Annotated in this window: 17 protein-coding genes; 14 read left to right on the top strand and 3 right to left on the bottom strand. The window is 68.9% G+C overall.

Going from position 1 to position 16,906, the window contains the following annotated elements:
- Positions 1-38: 38 nt before the first annotated feature.
- Positions 39-1,484, top strand: a complete 1,446-nt coding sequence (locus tag ACFVYE_RS28980) for an MFS transporter (RefSeq protein ID WP_383965279.1) — start codon at positions 39-41, stop codon at positions 1,482-1,484.
- A gap of 82 nt (positions 1,485-1,566) precedes the next feature.
- Here ACFVYE_RS28980 and ACFVYE_RS28975 read toward each other — a convergent pair whose 3' ends face one another.
- Positions 1,567-2,454 carry a helix-turn-helix domain-containing protein gene (locus ACFVYE_RS28975; RefSeq protein WP_383965276.1) on the bottom strand — a complete coding sequence of 296 codons (888 nt, stop codon included), beginning with the start codon at positions 2,452-2,454 and terminating at the stop codon, positions 1,567-1,569.
- A 492-nt stretch (positions 2,455-2,946) separates the two neighbouring features.
- Between ACFVYE_RS28975 and ACFVYE_RS28970 the strand changes: the two genes are divergently transcribed.
- The 13 genes from ACFVYE_RS28970 (at position 2,947) to ACFVYE_RS28910 (ending at position 15,534) form a co-directional block, all read left to right on the top strand.
- On the top strand, positions 2,947-4,539 hold the full coding sequence (locus ACFVYE_RS28970) for an aldehyde dehydrogenase family protein (protein WP_389607677.1): 1,593 nt from the start codon (positions 2,947-2,949) through the stop codon (positions 4,537-4,539).
- On the top strand, positions 4,539-5,678 hold the full coding sequence (locus ACFVYE_RS28965) for an acyl-CoA dehydrogenase (RefSeq protein WP_389607661.1): 1,140 nt from the start codon (positions 4,539-4,541) through the stop codon (positions 5,676-5,678). Before ACFVYE_RS28970 ends, ACFVYE_RS28965 begins: the two co-directional genes overlap by 1 nt.
- Before the next feature lie 17 nt (positions 5,679-5,695).
- Positions 5,696-6,964, top strand: coding sequence for an aspartate aminotransferase family protein (locus ACFVYE_RS28960; RefSeq protein WP_383965270.1), 1,269 nt, complete (start codon positions 5,696-5,698; stop codon positions 6,962-6,964).
- 54 nt (positions 6,965-7,018) lie between these two features.
- The gene (locus ACFVYE_RS28955; protein ID WP_383965267.1) at positions 7,019-7,543 is read left to right on the top strand and encodes a type II toxin-antitoxin system RatA family toxin; all 525 of its coding nucleotides are present in this window, start codon (positions 7,019-7,021) and stop codon (positions 7,541-7,543) included.
- Positions 7,543-8,046: a hypothetical protein gene (locus tag ACFVYE_RS28950; RefSeq protein ID WP_389607660.1), complete on the top strand. Its 504-nt coding sequence runs from the start codon at positions 7,543-7,545 to the stop codon at positions 8,044-8,046. The genes ACFVYE_RS28955 and ACFVYE_RS28950 overlap by 1 nt, the downstream gene beginning before the upstream one ends.
- On the top strand, positions 8,043-8,579 hold the full coding sequence (locus tag ACFVYE_RS28945) for a flavin reductase family protein (protein ID WP_383965264.1): 537 nt from the start codon (positions 8,043-8,045) through the stop codon (positions 8,577-8,579). The genes ACFVYE_RS28950 and ACFVYE_RS28945 overlap by 4 nt, the downstream gene beginning before the upstream one ends.
- Entirely contained in the window at positions 8,576-9,532 is a 957-nt protein-coding gene (locus ACFVYE_RS28940; protein WP_383965261.1) for a VlmB-like protein, read from the top strand. Before ACFVYE_RS28945 ends, ACFVYE_RS28940 begins: the two co-directional genes overlap by 4 nt.
- A complete protein-coding gene (locus ACFVYE_RS28935; protein WP_383965258.1) occupies positions 9,529-10,560 on the top strand; it encodes a beta-ketoacyl-ACP synthase III in 1,032 nt (343 codons plus the stop codon). Before ACFVYE_RS28940 ends, ACFVYE_RS28935 begins: the two co-directional genes overlap by 4 nt.
- Positions 10,561-10,616: 56 nt before the next feature.
- Positions 10,617-10,856 carry a phosphopantetheine-binding protein gene (locus ACFVYE_RS28930; protein WP_362206794.1) on the top strand — a complete coding sequence of 80 codons (240 nt, stop codon included), beginning with the start codon at positions 10,617-10,619 and terminating at the stop codon, positions 10,854-10,856.
- Positions 10,853-12,097, top strand: a complete 1,245-nt coding sequence (locus tag ACFVYE_RS28925; protein ID WP_383965254.1) for a beta-ketoacyl-[acyl-carrier-protein] synthase family protein — start codon at positions 10,853-10,855, stop codon at positions 12,095-12,097. Before ACFVYE_RS28930 ends, ACFVYE_RS28925 begins: the two co-directional genes overlap by 4 nt.
- A 52-nt stretch (positions 12,098-12,149) precedes the next feature.
- Entirely contained in the window at positions 12,150-13,199 is a 1,050-nt protein-coding gene (locus ACFVYE_RS28920; RefSeq protein WP_383965251.1) for a fatty acid desaturase family protein, read from the top strand.
- Positions 13,200-13,515: 316 nt separating this feature from the next.
- Entirely contained in the window at positions 13,516-14,334 is an 819-nt protein-coding gene (locus ACFVYE_RS28915) for a BTAD domain-containing putative transcriptional regulator (protein WP_389607659.1), read from the top strand.
- A gap of 78 nt (positions 14,335-14,412) precedes the next feature.
- Positions 14,413-15,534 (top strand): FkbM family methyltransferase, encoded by a 1,122-nt coding sequence (locus ACFVYE_RS28910; RefSeq protein WP_389607658.1) that lies wholly within the window; start codon positions 14,413-14,415, stop codon positions 15,532-15,534.
- 82 nt (positions 15,535-15,616) lie between these two features.
- Here ACFVYE_RS28910 and ACFVYE_RS28905 read toward each other — a convergent pair whose 3' ends face one another.
- Both ACFVYE_RS28905 and ACFVYE_RS28900 read right to left on the bottom strand, forming a co-directional pair.
- Complete coding sequence (locus ACFVYE_RS28905; RefSeq protein WP_383963350.1) at positions 15,617-15,784, bottom strand: ABC transporter ATP-binding protein; 168 nt, start codon at positions 15,782-15,784, stop codon at positions 15,617-15,619.
- 92 nt (positions 15,785-15,876) lie between these two features.
- Positions 15,877-16,878: a DUF2156 domain-containing protein gene (locus ACFVYE_RS28900; RefSeq protein ID WP_389607657.1), complete on the bottom strand. Its 1,002-nt coding sequence runs from the start codon at positions 16,876-16,878 to the stop codon at positions 15,877-15,879.
- Between the last annotated feature and the right edge of the window lie 28 nt (positions 16,879-16,906).

Here is a 16,906-nt window from a genome sequence, read left to right as displayed (position 1 = left end):
AGCGGACTCGTACCGGTTCGAGCGCGGGGAGGAACGCTGTGACCGACGTCAACACCACACCACCGAAACTTGGCCGGGCCGCCGCCGACCGGACCGGCTCCCTGGCGCTGCCGGTGATCCTGGCCGGCACCTTCATGGTCGTCCTCGACTTCTTCATCGTGAACGTCGCGATTCCCGCGATGCAGAGCGAGCTCGGCGCGAGTACGGCCCAGGTCCAGCTGATCGTGGCCGGATACGGTCTGGCGTACGCCTGCGGCCTGATCACAGCGGGGCGGCTGGGCGACATCTTCGGGCGGCGCCGTCTCTACGTCATCGGGCTGCTGCTGTTCACGGCGGCCTCGCTGGTGTGCGGGATCGCGCCGAACGCCCCGGTGCTGGTGCTCGCCAGGGTCGCCCAGGGCATCGGGGCCGCGGTGCTCTCCCCGCAGGTGCTGACCATCCTCGGGGTCACCTACACCGGAGCCTCCCGTGTCCGGGCTTTCACGGCGTACGGCCTGGTCCTGGCCTCGGCGTCGGTCGGCGGCCAGCTGATAGGCGGGGCGCTGATCCAGGCCGATGTCGCAGGTCTGGGCTGGCGCAGCTGCTTCCTGATCAATGTGCCGATCGGGGCAGCCGCGCTGCTGCTGACCCCCAGGCTGATCACGGAGTCACGCGCGGAGGGGGCCAGCCGGCTCGACATCCCCGGGATGCTGCTGGTCACGCTGGGCCTGGTGGCCGTGGTGCTGCCACTGGTCGAAGGCCGGGAGGCGGGCTGGCCGGCCTGGACCTGGGCGTGTCTGATCCTCGCCGTGCCGTTCCTCGGGGCCTTCGTACTGCATCAGCGACGGCTGTCGGCGAGGGGCGGCTCACCCCTGCTGGATCCGGGGCTCTTCCGCCAGCGTGCCTTCACCGTCGGCCTGTTCGCGGTGATCGTCTTCTACTCGGGGATGGCCTCGTTCTTCCTCGTCCTCGCGCTGTATCTGCAGCAGGGACGCGGGCTGAGCGCACTCGACTCCGGTCTCACCTTCACGATCATGGGAGCCGGGTTCTTCGTCACATCCGTCTTCGGACGGCGGCTCGGGGCATGGCTGGGGCGACAGGCGCTGGCCCTGGGCGGAGTGCTGATCGCGGTCGGTCAGCTGCTGCTCTTCCTCACGGTGTCCCGCATCGGCGTCGAAGGGAACATCTGGCTGCTCGCCCCGGCCCTGCTGCTCGACGGGGCGGGGATGGGGATGGTGATGGCGCCGCTCAACTCGACGGTCCTGGCGGGCATTCCGCCCCGTCTGGCCGGTGCGGCCTCCGGGGTTCTGACCACGATGATGCAAGTGGGGAACGCACTGGGTGTCGCACTGATCGGCATCATCTACTACGGCAGGGCCGACGCCGTCCCCGCGAGCGCGGCGGACGGGCTGGACGCCGGGCTGGTGTATCTCACCGCCCTCGCGCTGCTGCTCGTCGTCGCCATTCAACTGCTGCCGAAGAAGACCACCGAGGAAGCCGTCTGAGCGCACGGCCACCGAGGAAGTCTCCGAGTCACGGCCACCGGGGGAGCCCGGCCGAGCGCATCCGCAGCAGCGGCGGGTGCGCTCAGAGGCCGGTCGGCAGCAGGGGAGAGCCCTCGGGCACAGCAGCGCGCAGGTGATCGTTCCAGTGGTGGGAGTGGAGCGTGCCGGCGGTGTGCCTGTCGGCGGGGTAGAAGGTCTCGATGGTCAGCTCGGCCAGTGTGATGTCGACCGGCGCCACAAAGGTGGTCATGGCACTGAAGAAGCTCAACTCGGTCCCGAGCGCGCGGATGTGCAGCGGAATCGCGATCTGATGGGTGTCCGAGGTGTCCGGGGAGCTCGGCTCCGCGCTCAGCAGACCCGGCGGGTACCGGTAGGCGCGGACCTCCTCGTACAGGCAGCTGAGCCGCTCGTCATTGGTGAACGCGGCATCGCGCCGCAGCCGGGAGAGCAGATGCCGGCGCCATTCGGCGAAGTTGGTGATCCTGCACGCCATTCCCTTCGGATGCAGCCCGAGTCGCACGACATTGACGGGCGGCAGCAGCAGCTCCTCGGCCACACCGTCCAGCAGCGCCATCGCCGACCGGTTGGCCCGGAACAGATCCGAGACGGTGTCGAAGACCAGGGCGGGGTACGGCTCATGGCCGGTGAGGAGCCGCTCGACGGCCTCATTGGCCCGATTCATATGTGACTCGCCGATCGGCGTCTCCTCGAAGGCCGGCGCGTAACCCGCGGCCATGATGAGGCGATTGCGCTGACGTACGGGCACGTCCAACTGGTCGCAGAGTCTCAGGAGCAGTTCGCGGCTCGGCCTGGCGCGCCCGGTTTCTATGAAGCTCAGATGGCGACTGGACGTCTCGGCCAGCAGGGCAAGTGCCAATTGGCTCAGATTCCGTCGGTGGCGCCACTCCCGGATCATGGGGCCGATCCGATTGGGCTTCGTGTGTCCGCTGGGCATCGTGTGTCCGCGCATTTGTCCATCGTAAGCAGGTCGACTTCATCATTCCCGGCCCGGCCGTGAGCTGTAATAAAGATTGGCCGGAATGATTCGCCGGCGGCCGCAGGGGTTGTTTATCGCCTTCCTGGCCTGTTGTTGACTCCCTCGTAAATAAACGGGAATCTACGGAAAGAATCCGGACTCCCCGATCCCGGACGTGCGAAGCGGCGCTCCCGTCCGGTTTCCGTATGGGTCAGTCGACCGTCAGGGCCGTATCAGTGCGCCCTGCCAGAATCGCCGACGTGCCGAGTCGCACAGCTTCCGGCCACTTCCGTGTATCCGCAGCTTTTGTCTCCGCAGCGTCGAGCGCCCAGTACCTCGGAAGGAAGACGTCGAATCGTGGAATCTCCCACCGGGACCTTCGGACAAGTCGCCACGAGTGGTTCGCGACCGGCCCGACCCGTGTTCCTCAGCTACGACTCGTATATCGCCGGACGTGAGGTGGCTGCAGAAAGACATGTCTACACGGTGAAGACGTCGTCAATTCTTGACGATGTCTTCAGAAGCCTGACACTCAAACGAAAACTGGAACGTGGTAAAGCCGATCCCGCGGAAGCGGCGGACTTTGTCGTGGGACGCTGCGCGCTGGCCGACGACCGTACGGTCGAGGAGGCTTCCCGCAAAGCGGCCGAGGCGGCTCCGGTATGGGCACGGTTTCCGCTGGAACAGCGTCTCGGGCTGGGCAGAGGAATCCGCGAACGGCTGCTCCACCGCCACCTGGAGTTCGTCGATCTGCTCATCGCCGAAGGCAACCCGCGGGCACTCGCCGAATGGCAGGTGGCCGGACTGCTGGAGATCTTCAGCGAGGAGACCCTCGGCTGGTGCGCCCGGCAGATGGAGCAGAGTATCGAGCACGGCAACCGGCGGATGACCGTACGGCGAGTGGCGGACGGCGTGGTCGCCGTCAACCCGCCGCAGAACGCGCCCGCCAGCAGCGCACTGTTCGGGATCACCCCGCTGATCGCCGGCAACGCCGTGGTCGTGCGGGCCCCGCGCAGCGCACCGCTCGGCGTCATGTACGCGATGCGTGAGCTGGTGGCACCGGCCCTCGACGACATCGGTGCTCCCCCCGGCACGCTCAACGTCTTCTGCTCCCGCCCCGGGCCAGCCATCAAGAGCTGGCTGGAGAGCCCGCACATCAACGACATCTTCTACACCGGAGGCGTGAGCACCGGGCTGGAGCTGGAACGCGACTGCGTCGCGCACGGCAAGAAGCCCGTCCTCGAACTCGCCGGCAACGACGCCGTGCTGATCTGGCACGACGCCGATCTGGAGGCCGCCTGCGAGGCTCTCGTGGAGTGCTTCTTCGGCTCGGGGCAGATCTGCATGGTGCCCAACCAGGTGATCGTGCACCCCGCCGTCGCCGAACAGCTGCTGGAGCGGCTGCGGCTGACCGCGTCACTGATCCGCCCGGGACTGCCGGAGGACCCCGGCGCGCTGCTCTCCCCCGTGCTGCGCAGCGAGCGCTTCTACGCCTACGTCCAGGATGCCCTCGACAAGGGTGCCACCCTGGTACACGGCGCCCGGCGGATGGAGACCGACGGTACGCCCTCCGACACCGGCCTCTTCCTCGAACCGACCGTCCTGCGGGTGGACGGCCTCGACCACTGCCGGGACATCGAGGCGGTCGCCGAGGAGACGTTCTTCCCGCTGCTGCCGGTCATTGTGCCCGAGCCCGCCCCCGACGGCGAACTGCTGGACCGGATGCTCGCCTACGTCAACAGCAACCCCTACGGGCTCCGCAACTCGCTGTGGACCCGGGACGAGGCCGTCGCCGACCGCTTCGTGGACGAGGTGTCCAACGGCGGCCTGCTCAAGGTCAACGACTCGCACATCGGCTTCCTGCCCTATCTGCCGACGCACGGCGGCACCGGACGCACCGGCGGCGCCTTCGGTGAGGCCAACTACCCGATGCTGCGCACCACTCATCTGCAGGGCGTCTCGCGCGCCACCGGGGTACGGCCGCGCGAGGCGGTGTTCGGAGCGTATGCCGAGCTCGCCGGCCTGCGCCCGGGGCCGCTGCCGACCGCCACGCCGGATCACAACTCTGAGGAGCAGTAATGCAATTCATGCAAGCCGACCGCGAAACCTGTGAGGCGCTGCTGCCCGGCCTGCTGGACCGGCTGGACGAAGTCCCCTTCGCCGAGCTGGAGTCCGACAACAGCCCCGCCGTCGGGATCTTCCGCGACCACGGCGGATCCAACCTGCTGGTGCCCGCCGCGTTCGGAGGGGCGGACGCCACCGCGCTGCAGGCGGCCCGGGTGGTGCGCGCCCTGGGCGCCGCGGCCCCCTCCCTCTCCGTTGCGACCGCCATGCACCACTTCTCGATCGGCACGCTCTTCGGTGTCGCCGAAACCTTCGCGGACGGCACCGACCTCGACGACCTGCTGCTGAAGCGGGTCTCCCAGGAACGCCTGCTGGTGGCCTCGGCCTTCGCCGAGGGACGTACCGAACAGGGCATCCTCAGCCCCACCATGGAGGCCCGGCCGGTGGACGGCGGGTATCTGCTGACCGGCTCCAAGAAGCCGTGCAGCCTGTCGAAGTCCATGGACCTGATCACCGCGAGCGTCGGGATGCGCCGGCCGGACGGCTCGGTCGACATGGGCTTCCTGATCCTGCCCGCCGACACCCCCGGTGTCAGCGTGCACCCCTTCTGGCAGACCAGCGCACTACTGGGTGCCGAGAGCAACGAAGTCCGCCTGACCGACGTATTCGTGACGGATCGCCAGATACTCCAGCCACCGGCCGAGCTGGCCGAGGAGCTCAGCGAGCTCCAGGAGGTCGGACTGATCTGGTTCCAGATGATCGTGTGCGCCGCGTACACCGGCATGGCCAGCTCCCTGGTCGACCGGGTGCTGCGGCGCGGACGCGGCTCCGCCTCCGACCGCGGGGCCCTCGCCGTCGGCATCGAGACCGCGGCCGCGCTCACCGAGGGACTGGCCCGGCGCGTCATGGACGGCGACACCGACAACGACGGGCTCGCGGCCGCCCTGGTCACCCGGTTCGGCGTGCAGAAGCTGATCGCCGAGACCACCGCACAGGCCGTGGAGATGCTCGGCGGCATGGCCTTCATCTCCTCCTCCGACATCGCGTACCTCGCCGCGGCGACCCACGCGATCGCCTTCCACCCGCCGTCGCGCACCAGCACCGTCGACGGCCTGCTCGACTACTACGCGGGCCAGCCGCTGGTTGTGGCATGACACCGGGAGCGTCCACCATGACCACCACGTACACCGGCACCGCACCGGCGCCCGCCAAGGACCCGTACGCCGACCTCGTCACCCGCTACCGCCGCTACCTCAGCAAGGGCCGCGCCTCCCTCGGTGAGATGTTCGGCGGCGATGTGGAGGTCGCCGCCGAGGGCCCCTGGATCCACACCGCGTCCGGAAGCCGCATCCTCAACTGCGGGGGATACGGGGTCTTCCTGATGGGCGCCCGGCACCCCCGGGTCGTCGCCGAGGTGACCCGGCAGCTCAACACCAATCCGGTCGCCACCCGGCTGCTCCTCGAACCCGCCGTCGTCGACGCGGCCGAGGCGCTGATCGACGTCGTCCCCGCCGGGCTGCAGAAGGTGCACTTCGCGGGCTCCGGTGCGGAGGCAGTGGAAGGTGCCATCAAGCTGGCGCGCGCCCAGGGACGCAGCCGGCTGATCTCCATGGACCTCGGCTACCACGGCAAGACCATGGGCGCTCTCAGCCTCACCGCGAAGGATGTCTTCCAGCAGCCGTTCCGGCCGCTGCTGCCCCAGGTCTCGCATGTGCCGTACGGCGACGCGGCCGCCCTGGAGGCCGAGCTGGCGCGCTACCCCGGAGAGGGCTGCGTCATCGTCGAGCCGGTGCAGGGCGAGGCCGGTGTGATCGTGCCGCCGGAGGGCTATCTGCGGGACGTCGCCCGGCTCTGCCGGGAGTACGGGGCGCTCTTCGTGCTCGACGAGATCCAGACCGGACTCGGTCGCCTCGGCACCTGGTGGGGCGCCGACCGGGAGGGCGTCGTGCCGGACATCCTCCTGGTGGGCAAGGGGCTGGCCGGCGGAGTGGTGCCGGTCTCGGCCCTGGTGGCGACACCCGAGGCGTTCCGGCCCTTCGACAAGGACCCGTTCATCCACACCTCGACCTTCTCCGGCAACCCGCTGGCGATGGCCGCGGCCCGCGGTGCGCTCGCCGCCATCAAGGAGGACTCCCTGGTGGAGCGGTCCGACGAGCTGGGGCGGCTGCTGCTGACCGAGCTGGACCGGATCGCCCGCGAGGTACTCGGCCACCGGCTGTTGGAGGTACGCGGAGCGGGCCTCCTCATCGGCCTGGAGTTCACCGTGCCGGGACTGGCGGGGGACCTGCTTCTGGAGCTGATCGGCGCCGGAGTCCTGGCCAACCACTCACTGAACTCCTCCACCGTCATGCGGCTGACGCCACCGGCGGTGCTCGGTCAGGACGACGTGCAGTTCCTTCTCGACGCGTTCGAGAAGGCCGCCCACGCCGTCATCGCCTGACCCTCCGGACGGTTACGGCCGCGCCATCCCCCCGACAACTGGAGCAGCATCACCGTGAGAAGCATTCACCTCCGGGTGGCCCTGGACACCGAGAACGCCTCGGCGGCCTTCGGGACCATCGCGGACTTCACCCGCTTCGCGGACATCGCGGAGGACATCCACGTCGTCGAAACCCATCCGCCCGCCACCCCGGACAATCCGCGCGACAGCGACTGGGAGGTGAACTTCCGGCGCGGCATCATGCGCTGGAACGAGGCGGAGACCCTCGATCCGGAGAACCTGAGGATCGAATTCGACCAGACCGACGGCGACTTCGAGGAGTTCCGCGGCAGCTGGCAGCTGACCTCGGCCGGCTCCGGTACCGAGGTCCGCTTCGAGGTCACCTACGACTTCGGCATCGAGAGCCTCGTGGGAATCATGGACCCCATCGCCGAACGTGTGATCAAACGGGCCATCTGCGCCGTACTCGAAGGACTCTTCGGCTCCATCACGGTGCTGGAGGGCGGCGAGGCGCTCACCGATCTGCCCGGACCCGCCCCGGAAGCGGCCCACTCGATCTCCGCCCGAGGAGGTGCCTGATGGATGCGCTCAACCGCTTCGACACCAAGGCCACCTACCGGCTGATCCGGCTCGAATACCTCTTCGCCCTCGGCGTCAGCTTCTACTTCTTCTTCCGGCACCTGGGCGACATCCGCTGGTGGCCCTTCGTCCTGCTCTTCGTCTACATCGACCTGATCGGCTACATCCCCGGCGCCATCGCCTATCACCGCAGCAGGACCAAGCGGATCCCGAAGGCGTACTACGTGCTGTACAACACCATGCACAGCATGGCGACCCAGGGCGCCGTCGCCCTGCTGTGGATCCTGCTGATCGGCAACGAGTGGGCGCTGCTCGCCCTCCCCATCCATCTGTGCGGGGACCGGGCTCTGTTCGGCAACTTCCTGAAGCCGTTCGGCGTCAGCTTCGAGCCCGTTGTCCATCCGCAGTTCGCCGCGCTGGAAGCGGCCGTGGAGCAGGGGTCCGGCCGGCCCCCGGCCGCCGTTCCCGCCCCGGCCCCCGCCCGTCAGTCCGCCACCTCATGACCTCGCCGATCGGCACGGCGCACCGGCCGGTCGTCGAGACCACGGTGTGGAGCGCCGCCCGGAGGTTCCCCACCGGGGTGTCGGTGGTGACGGTGGGCAGCGGCGATTCGGTGCACGGCAGCACCGTCAGCGCGTTCTCCTTCGTCTCCCACGAACCGCCGATGGTCTCCATCTGTCTGCAGAACGACAGCTCACTGCTCCCTCGCATCACGCAGCACCGTGTCTTCACCGTCAATGTGCTCGCTGCCCACCAGTCCCCGCTGGCCCGGCACTTCGCCAGCCGCTCCAGGAGCCCCGGGCGCGCCCAGTTCCAAGGGGTGCAGTGGACACCGGGCGAGGACGGCGTGCCCCGGCTGCGGTCCACCCTCAGCTGGCTGCACTGCCGGGTGCACGAATGCGTCCCGGCCGGGGACCACGCGGTCGTGCTGGCCACCGTGACGGCCTGTGCGGCCGAGAGCGACAGGGCTCCACTGCTGTATTTCGCCGGGCATCTTCACCCCGGTCACATCCGGATCGAGGAGGAAACCACATGACCACGCCGATTCCCGCCGAGGCGGACTGGGACCAGGCCCCCGGACTGCTCGAAGGCGCCATGGACCTGGAGCTCACCGCGGCGGACTGCAACCTCCGCTACTGGCTGCAGGCCGTACCGCAGGGCACCCTGCGCGGTCGTCCGGACGGACACGACCCCGCGCTCACGGTGGCCCCGTACATGCTGGAGGGGCCGTTCCACGAGGCCATCACCCAGGAGTACGCCTTCCGGGCACTGGCCGAGGAGAAGGCCACCAGGGTGCTGTCCTACCTGGTCCCGATCGCGCCGGACAACGACACCATGGAGTTCTACGCGACCCAGGTGCTGGACGAGTGCCGGCACGCCATGGTCTTCCGCAACCACCTGCTGGCGCTCGGCATCGCCCCCGAACGGCTGGTAGAGGCGGTCGACACCTTCGCCTCCCCGTACAAGGAGAGCGTGCTGGGGCCGCTGGAGCAGCGCAGCCTGGAAATCATGCGCGACGACCGCGACTTCATCGGCGGCGTGGTGATGATGACGATCATCCTGGAGGGCGCCCTCGCCCCCGCGGCCGAACTGAGCGAGCGCAAGTGGCGCCCGCTCGACCCGGCAGCCGCGGAGATCGACAAGGGCGCGGGCATCGACGAGATCCGCCATCTGACGGTCGGGGCGGACATCGCGCGCCGCCATCTGATCGACCACCCGCAGGACAAGGGCCGGGTCGTGGAGCTGATCCGCCGCGGCATGGACATGTGGGAGGAGCTCCCCACCCACGACATGGTGCACTGGCGCGAGGAGAGGTTCCAGGAGGGGCTGCGCCGTCACGGGGACGTGGTGGGCGACTACGAGATCTGGCCGGGCCGCCGGCTGATCGACACCACCCCGCAGGAGCGCCAGGACACCGCCGACCAGTGGTCCGACGACATGAAGGCCAAGCGCCTGAAGTACATGGGGCTGGAAGAGGCCCTCATATGACGGGCCCGGCCGAGGCCGGACGGCCGAACGGACCGGCCGCGGTGCTGTGCGGGCTCGGCGGCTGGCTGCCGCCCCGGGTGGTGACCAACGAGGAGCTCGTCACCCGGCTGGACACCTCGGACGAGTGGATCCGCACCCGTACCGGCATCCGGCAGCGGCATGTGATCGAGCCCGGGATGTCCACCGGTTCGCTGGCCGCCGAGGCCGGGGCCAGGGCCCTGAAGTCGGCGCAGCAGGACTCCGTCGGAGCGGTGGTCCTCGCCACCACCACCTCGGACCGCCCCTGTCCGGCGACCGCCCCGGAGGTGGCCGCCCGGCTCGGACTGGCCGGGGTGCCGGCCTTCGACGTCGGGGCCGTCTGCGCCGGATTCGTCTACGCACTGGCGATCGGCGCCGGACTGATCGCCTCGGGCACGGCGGACGACGTCCTGGTGATTGGCTCGGACGCCTACTCGACCCTGCTCGATCCCGAGGACCGCACCACAGGACCGATCTTCGGGGACGGCGCCGGAGCCGTCGTACTGCGCCGCGGCGACCCGGACGAACCCGGAGCGCTCGGCGGATTCGACCTGGGCACCGACGGACACCTGTCCGACCTGATCGAGATCCCCGCCGGGGGCTCGCGCCAGCGGGGCAGCGGCGTACCGGCCGGGCCCCGTGACCACTACTTCGCCATGCAGGGCAAGCAGGTGTTCCGGCATGCCGTGCTGCGGATGACCGGCTCCGTGCAAAAGGCCGTCGAACTGGCCGGCTGGACCGTGCCGGACATCGACCGGCTCGCCGCCCACCAGGCCAACTCCCGCATCCTGGACGCCCTCGCCGAACAGCTCGGGCTGCCGCAGGAACGGGCCCTGACCAACATCGACCGGGTCGGCAACACCGCGGCGGCGTCGGTCCCGCTGCTGCTCGCCGACGCGGTCGCCGACGGCTCCCTGCGCGCCGGCCACTCGGTGGTGCTCACCTCCTTCGGAGGCGGCCTCGCCTGGGGCTCCACCACGCTGCGCTGGCCGCAACTGGACGCCGTCTGACCGCACGGCCACACCCGTCCCGCCACACCCTGTGCGTACACCGTTAGGAGACAGAGATGCCCAGCGTTCTCGACCGGATCACCGAGGTCCTCGTCAGCCGGTTCGGAGTCGAGCCGGAGGAGGTCACCGAGGACACCACGATGCGCGATCTCGACCTGGACTCCCTGGCCCTGGTCGAATTCGCCCTGGTCGCCGGTGGTGAGTTCAACATCCAGATCGACGACGAGGAGGTCGGCGCGGAATCGTCGGTCAAGGACCTGATCGCCCTGATCGACAGCAAGAGCGCGGTGCTGTGAGCCCCGGCCGCGACGACGCCGGGGCCCGTGACATCGCGGTCACCGGTCTCGGCCTGCTGACCCCCGCGGGCAACGGGGTGGCGGAGAACTGGGCGCGGGTCCTGGACGCCGAGCCGGCCGCGGCCACCGACCCCGGTCTGACGGGGCTGCTGGTCGACTTCAGCTGCCGCGCCGCGGACTTCGATCCGGTGGCCCACTTCGGCAGGCGACGGGCCTGGCGGCTCGACCGCTACGTACAACTGGCCCTGATCGCCGCGGCGGAGGCCGTCCACGACAGCGGGCTCGACCCCGCCGACTGGGACGGAGCCCGGGTCGGCGTGGTCCTGGGCAACGCCCTCGGCGGCACCGCCACGTTCGAGCAACAGGTCCGCACCCTCGACCGGCAGGGGGCGGCGGCCGTCTCACCGATGCTGGTGCCGATGTCCGCGGTCAACATGGTGTCCGGTTACGCGGCCATGGAGTTCGGCGCCCTCGGCCCCAACCTCGTCACTGCCACGGCGTGCGCCTCGGCCGCCACCGCCATCGGCACCGCACGGGACCTGCTGCGGTCCGGTACGTGCGACGTGGTGATCACGGGAGGCACCGAGGCGAGCCTGACCCCGGCCGTGCTGTCCGGCTTCGCCCGGATGGGAGCACTCTCCCGGCGCTGCGACGATCCGGCCGCGGCCTCCCGCCCGTTCGACACCGACCGGGACGGGTTCGTGGCGGCGGAGGGCGCGGGGGTACTGGTCCTGGAGAGGCTGGCCGATGCCCGCGCCCGCGGCGCCCGGGTACGGGCGCGGCTGAGCGGATACGGGGCATCGGCCGACGCCCATCACGCAACCGCTCCCGACCCGGAGGGGCGGGGCGCCGAACGCGCGATCCGCACAGCTCTGCGCGACGCGGGCGTGGCCCCCGACGAGGTCGACCATGTGAACGCGCACGGCACCTCGACCCCGCTCAACGACCTCACCGAGGCCCGGGTGCTGAAACGGGTGCTCGGCACCCGTCCCGTGGTGACGTCCTCCAAGGGCGTGACCGGGCACTCGCTAGGCGCCGCAGGAGCCATCGAAGCGGCGCTCACCGTCCTCGCGCTGGAGCAGGGGACCGTGCCGCCCACTGCGAATCTCGACAGCGTCGACCCCGCCATCGAGGTCGACATCGTGGCGAAGGCGCCCCGGGCCCTGCCGATCGGAGTCGCCCTGAGCAACTCCTTCGGATTCGGGGGACAGAACGCCGTACTCGTGTTCAGCGCGGCCTGACCGCGGCGCCATTCGGCCCGACGTTTCGGCCCGACATGAAGGAGAAACGCTCATGCCCGCCCGACAGGACTCCCTGACCATCTCGCCGACAGGCTCCTTCGAGGAACTGTCCGATCTGGTCAAGCAGGCCGGGCTGATGGATTCCCGGAAGGACTACTTCACCTTCAAGATAATCTCCAACCTGGTTCTGTTCGGGGCCTGCTGGGCGGCCCTGTTCTGGTTCGGGGACACCTGGTGGCAGCTGGTGACGGCGGTCGCGCTGGGACTGGCCTTCGTCCAGACCGGCTTCATCGCGCACGACACGGGCCACAAGCAGATCAGCAAGGCCAAGGTGCCGTCCGAAGTGCTGGGTGCCATCCATATGAATCTGCTGATGGGCACCGCGTACGGCTGGTGGATCAACCACCACAACCGGCACCACAGCAACCCCAACAACCTCGACCGCGACCCGGACACGATGCGCCGTCAGGTCATCTTCGACGTGGACGAGATGCCGGCGAAGGCGACGAGCGGCTTCCGGCGGTTCGTCATCCGCTTCCAGGCGGTGATGTTCTTCGTGCTGCTGGGCCAGGAGGCATGGCGGCTGCACGCGTCCGGCTTCAAGGCGGCCCGCGCGGGCGGTTTGCGCCGGCCCGTCCTGGAGCTCGGTCTTGTCCTGGTGCACGCCGTGGTCTGTCTGGCCGCCGTGTTCACCGTGCTGTCACCGCTGACCGGTGTGGTCTTCGTGCTCCTCAACCAGGCGGTGTTCGGCCTGTATCTGGGCGCCGTCTTCGCCCCGAACCACAAGGGCATGGTCGTCTACCGCAGCGATGTCCAGCTCGACTGGCTCCACCGTCAGGTGCTGACATCGCGCAACATCCGGTCCAGCCGGCTGACCGATTTCCTGTACGGGGGGCTGAACTACCAGATCGAGCACCATCTGTTCCCCGCCATGCCCCGGGTCAATCTGCGGTACGTACGGCCGATGGTCATCGACTACTGCGCGGAGCACGCCATTCCGTACCGGGAGGTGTCCGCCTGGGCCTCGTACCGCGAGGTGGCACGCTTCCTCGGGAAGGTCAGTGACGAGGCCCGCAACGGCGCGGAACCGCAGGCTGCGTGAGTGTCACGACCCCTTCCGCCGGTGCCGGATCCGGCGGCGTCGCGCGGCATCGAGTGCCGCTGGGCCCGCGTGCCGGATGGTACGTGGGCCCTCAGCCGCACCGGCCGGCGCCCAGGTATTCTTGGTTATTTTTTTGCATTCTCCGCAGAGAATGGGTTTTATCACGCCCCCGGTGAGACGTCAATTACTGGATGGGTAATGGACTTTGCCAATTGCCGTGCTGCACAGTTGGCTGAGCGAGGGGCGTGCTCGATAAACATTCAACGAGTTGCGGCCCTTCCCGACGGTCAACGGATGATTGGACACGGGGGGATTCGTGACATTCAGGGTTCTTGGCTCAGTGGGAATAACAAATGGAACCGGCCTGACCGCTTTACGGGGTGCGCGTCAGTGCACGCTGCTCGCGCTGCTGCTCCTGAAGGCGGGGGAGCCGGTGACCAAGGATCAGTTCTTCGAGGAGCTATGGGAGGAAGGAATACCGAGTCAGCCCGGAAACGCCTTGCAGGCCCAAGTGGCCCGGCTGCGAAAAGTGCTCCGCGCCGAGCTCGGTGACGAGTTCGTCTGCCGGCGGCTGATCACCCGCCCGTCGAGCTATGTGCTGGACGTCGACCCGCTCGAAGTGGACGTGCATCTCTTCGGGTCCCTGACGAAGCAGGCGCGCGCCTCGATGCGTAACGATCCGGCGGGCGCGAGGAAGCTGTTCGACCGGGCCCTGTCGCTCTGGCACGGTGCGCCGCTGGAAGGGGTCGCAGGCGGCCCGATCTGCCAGAGCGCCGCCGCGCAGTTCGAGGAGAACCGGCTCTCGGCCGTGGAGACGCGGATACAGCTCGACATCGCGATCGACGGATACGCCCAGGCCGTCAGCGAGTTGAAGATGCTCGCCTACCTCGCCCCCTGGCGGGAGCGGCTGTTCGAGCTGCTGATGGTGTGCCTCTACCGTCTCGGCCGTCAGGCCGAGGCCATACAGACCTACAACCAGCTGCGCAGCCGTCTGGTCGAGGAGTTCGGGATGGAACCCTCGCCGAGCGTCAAGAGCTGCATGATGGCGATCCTCAACCAGGACCCGGCGCTCGGGGGCGCCGAACGGCTCGTGGTGGCACGTACCCCGCTGGCCGGTTCCGCGGTCGCGTCCTGACCCACAGTCCCGGCGCGCCGCTCCCCGCCTCACCCCCACGCACCTCGGAAGCGATTGTCGATGACGGAGGAATTTCTCGTGACGAAGCCCGACCGGTCCCCTTCGCCGGATGTGCCGAAGACGGAACTCGACGAAGTGCGCGATCTTATTCTGCGATACCCCGGAGTCGCCCGTGTGCGACTGGACCACACGTCCGCGGGCCGACTGATTGCCCGTGTCCAGGGCTGGGACAATGCGAATGACCTGTCGCCCGCCGGGCCGCTGAGCGAACTCGCCGAGATCAATCCGCACGAGACACGTTTTCTCTACGACGAGATATTCTCCGCCGAATCCTACTTACAGGGAGGAATCACTCTGCGCGAGGACGCGGTCGTCTTCGACGTGGGCGCGAACATCGGAATGTTCAGCCTCTTCGTCGGGGCCCGCTGCCCCTCGGCCAGTGTCTTCGCGTACGAGCCGGTGCCCGATGTCTTCGATGTGCTGCGCCGCAACGTCGAGCGGCACGGAGTGTCCGCGCGGCTGCTCCCCTTCGGACTGTCCGACCGGGAGCAGGAGATCGTCTTCAACTTCTACCCGGGCATCTCGATCATGTCGTGCCGCAGTGACTACGCGGACCTGGACAACGAGGTCGATCTGATCAAGCAGTACGTCGCGAACACCCGGGAGACCGGTGCCGAGGGCCGGGACGACCATCTGGCCCAGGTGGAGGCCCTGGTCGCCAAGGACTTCGAACTCACCGAGCGGCACTGCCGGCTGCGGCCGCTGTCCGATGTGATCGAGGAGACCGGAGTGTCGCGCGTCGATCTGCTGAAGATCGATGTGCAGCGCGCCGAGCTGGATGTCCTGCGGGGTGTCGAAGGCCGTCACTGGCCCTTGATCCAGCAGATCAGCATGGAGGTCCACGACGAGAAGGGCACCCCGACCGAAGGCCGGGTGCAGCTCGTGCGGGACCTGCTGACCGCGAACGGTTTCCGGGCCACCGTGGCCGAGGAGGACCTGCTGCGTGGCACCGGCCGGTACGCCGTGCAGGCTGTACGCCCCGAGTACGCGGACGATCCCCGCCCGGTGGTGGCCTCGGCCGAGTCCGGCAGGCCGCGCCTCGACCCCCGGGCCATCGCCGACTGGCTGGCCGGACGCAGGCCCGCCGGACGTCTTCCGGACGAGATCGTGCTGGTCGACGGCCTGCCCCTGCAGGACTGAGCGACCGGGCCGGCGCCCGCACAGCGCGGAAGACCCCCGGGCCTGCGGGCCCGGGGGTCTTCCGTACGGCGAGGGACAACCGTCAGGCGGTGGCCTCCTCGGGCACCGTATCCAGCAGGGCGTCCAGCTCCGCCAGCGCCAGGTCCGCCGCCGCGGCGGCGGAAGCGCTGTCCGGGTCACCGGCCAGGCCGAAGAACGAGTTCAGCAGCTGGCCTTCGGCGGCCTCCAGCTGCTCCGGTGTCGGTCCCATGACAAGCTCCCCGGGTCTCGGAACGGATCGGTTTCCGTACTCCGTACGTCACGAATGGACGGCGGGCCGCACCGGAGAGGTGCGGCGCGTCCTCAAATGGCGTTGGCCGCCTTGAAGATGTGGAGAAGCCCGCTCAGCCGGGCCTCGCCCTGGAAGGCCACGTACTCCGGCAGCACCAGCGGTGCCCACTTCTGCTTGTACGCCAGCTGTGTCTGAGCCGGGTACACGGCGGCGCCGTTGGCCAGCAGCCACCGCATGAACCAGGCGAAACCCCTGCTGGCGCCGGGCACTTCGTATTCCTCGGCGAGCCCGGTGAACGGTGTGAAGCCGAAGTGCAGCCAGTCGGCCCCCTCGGCGACGAAGGTGTCGATGGCCGTCCGGTTGATGGCCTCCATGATGCCCGGCACCTTGTCCGGAAGGCGGCGGCTGAGATCGTGCAGCCAGCCGCTGCGGCTGCCGTGGGCGGGCGAGTAGGAGATGTAGCCGACGGGCTTGCCGTCGATCCGGCCCACGAAGAGCCGGCGCAGCGCCTGCGCTTCGCCGCCGAGCTCGCCCACCAGGAACTCCAGCGGCTTGGCGTGCTCGCCCTTGCTGCCCAGCCACGCACGGTCGACCTCCGCCACCGCCTCCGCGCAGTCCGCCAGCGGACTCTCCGTCACGGTGAGACCGGCCCGGAACGAGCGGGCGATCTTGTTCCGCAGCTGCATGAAGCGCGTGCCGCGCAGGCTGAAATCGGCCAGGTCGATGGCGTATGACGCACCCACCTGGTTCACGGTGAAGCCGTGTTCGGCGTACAGACCTGTCTCCGCCCGCTGGAGCTGGACCGACACGACCAGACGCTCCTGGGCCGCGGCGAACTCCAGAAATCCCTTCAGCAGCCGGCCCGCGGCGTCCGGGGGAGACAGGGGGCCGCCGAACTGCACCAGATACGGCCCGGAGGTCCGGTACACGATCACTCCGGGGACCCCCGGCAGCGCGAAGCGGGAATTACCGCTGCTGAGGGCCAGGAATGCGCTGGGATTGTCGCTGAACTCCGCCACGGCGCGGAGCGTGTTGTCGAAGTCGATGCTGTCTGCTGTGACACTGGAAGTCATCCTGCACGCCCCACGAGAATAGACGGGT

The sequence above is a fragment of the Streptomyces sp. NPDC058239 genome (assembly GCF_042882185.1).
In the GTDB taxonomy this organism is placed as follows: Bacteria; Actinomycetota; Actinomycetes; order Streptomycetales; family Streptomycetaceae; genus Streptomyces.
Note: the sequence above shows the minus strand (reverse complement) of the source record. Positions and strands in the feature narration are given on the sequence as shown.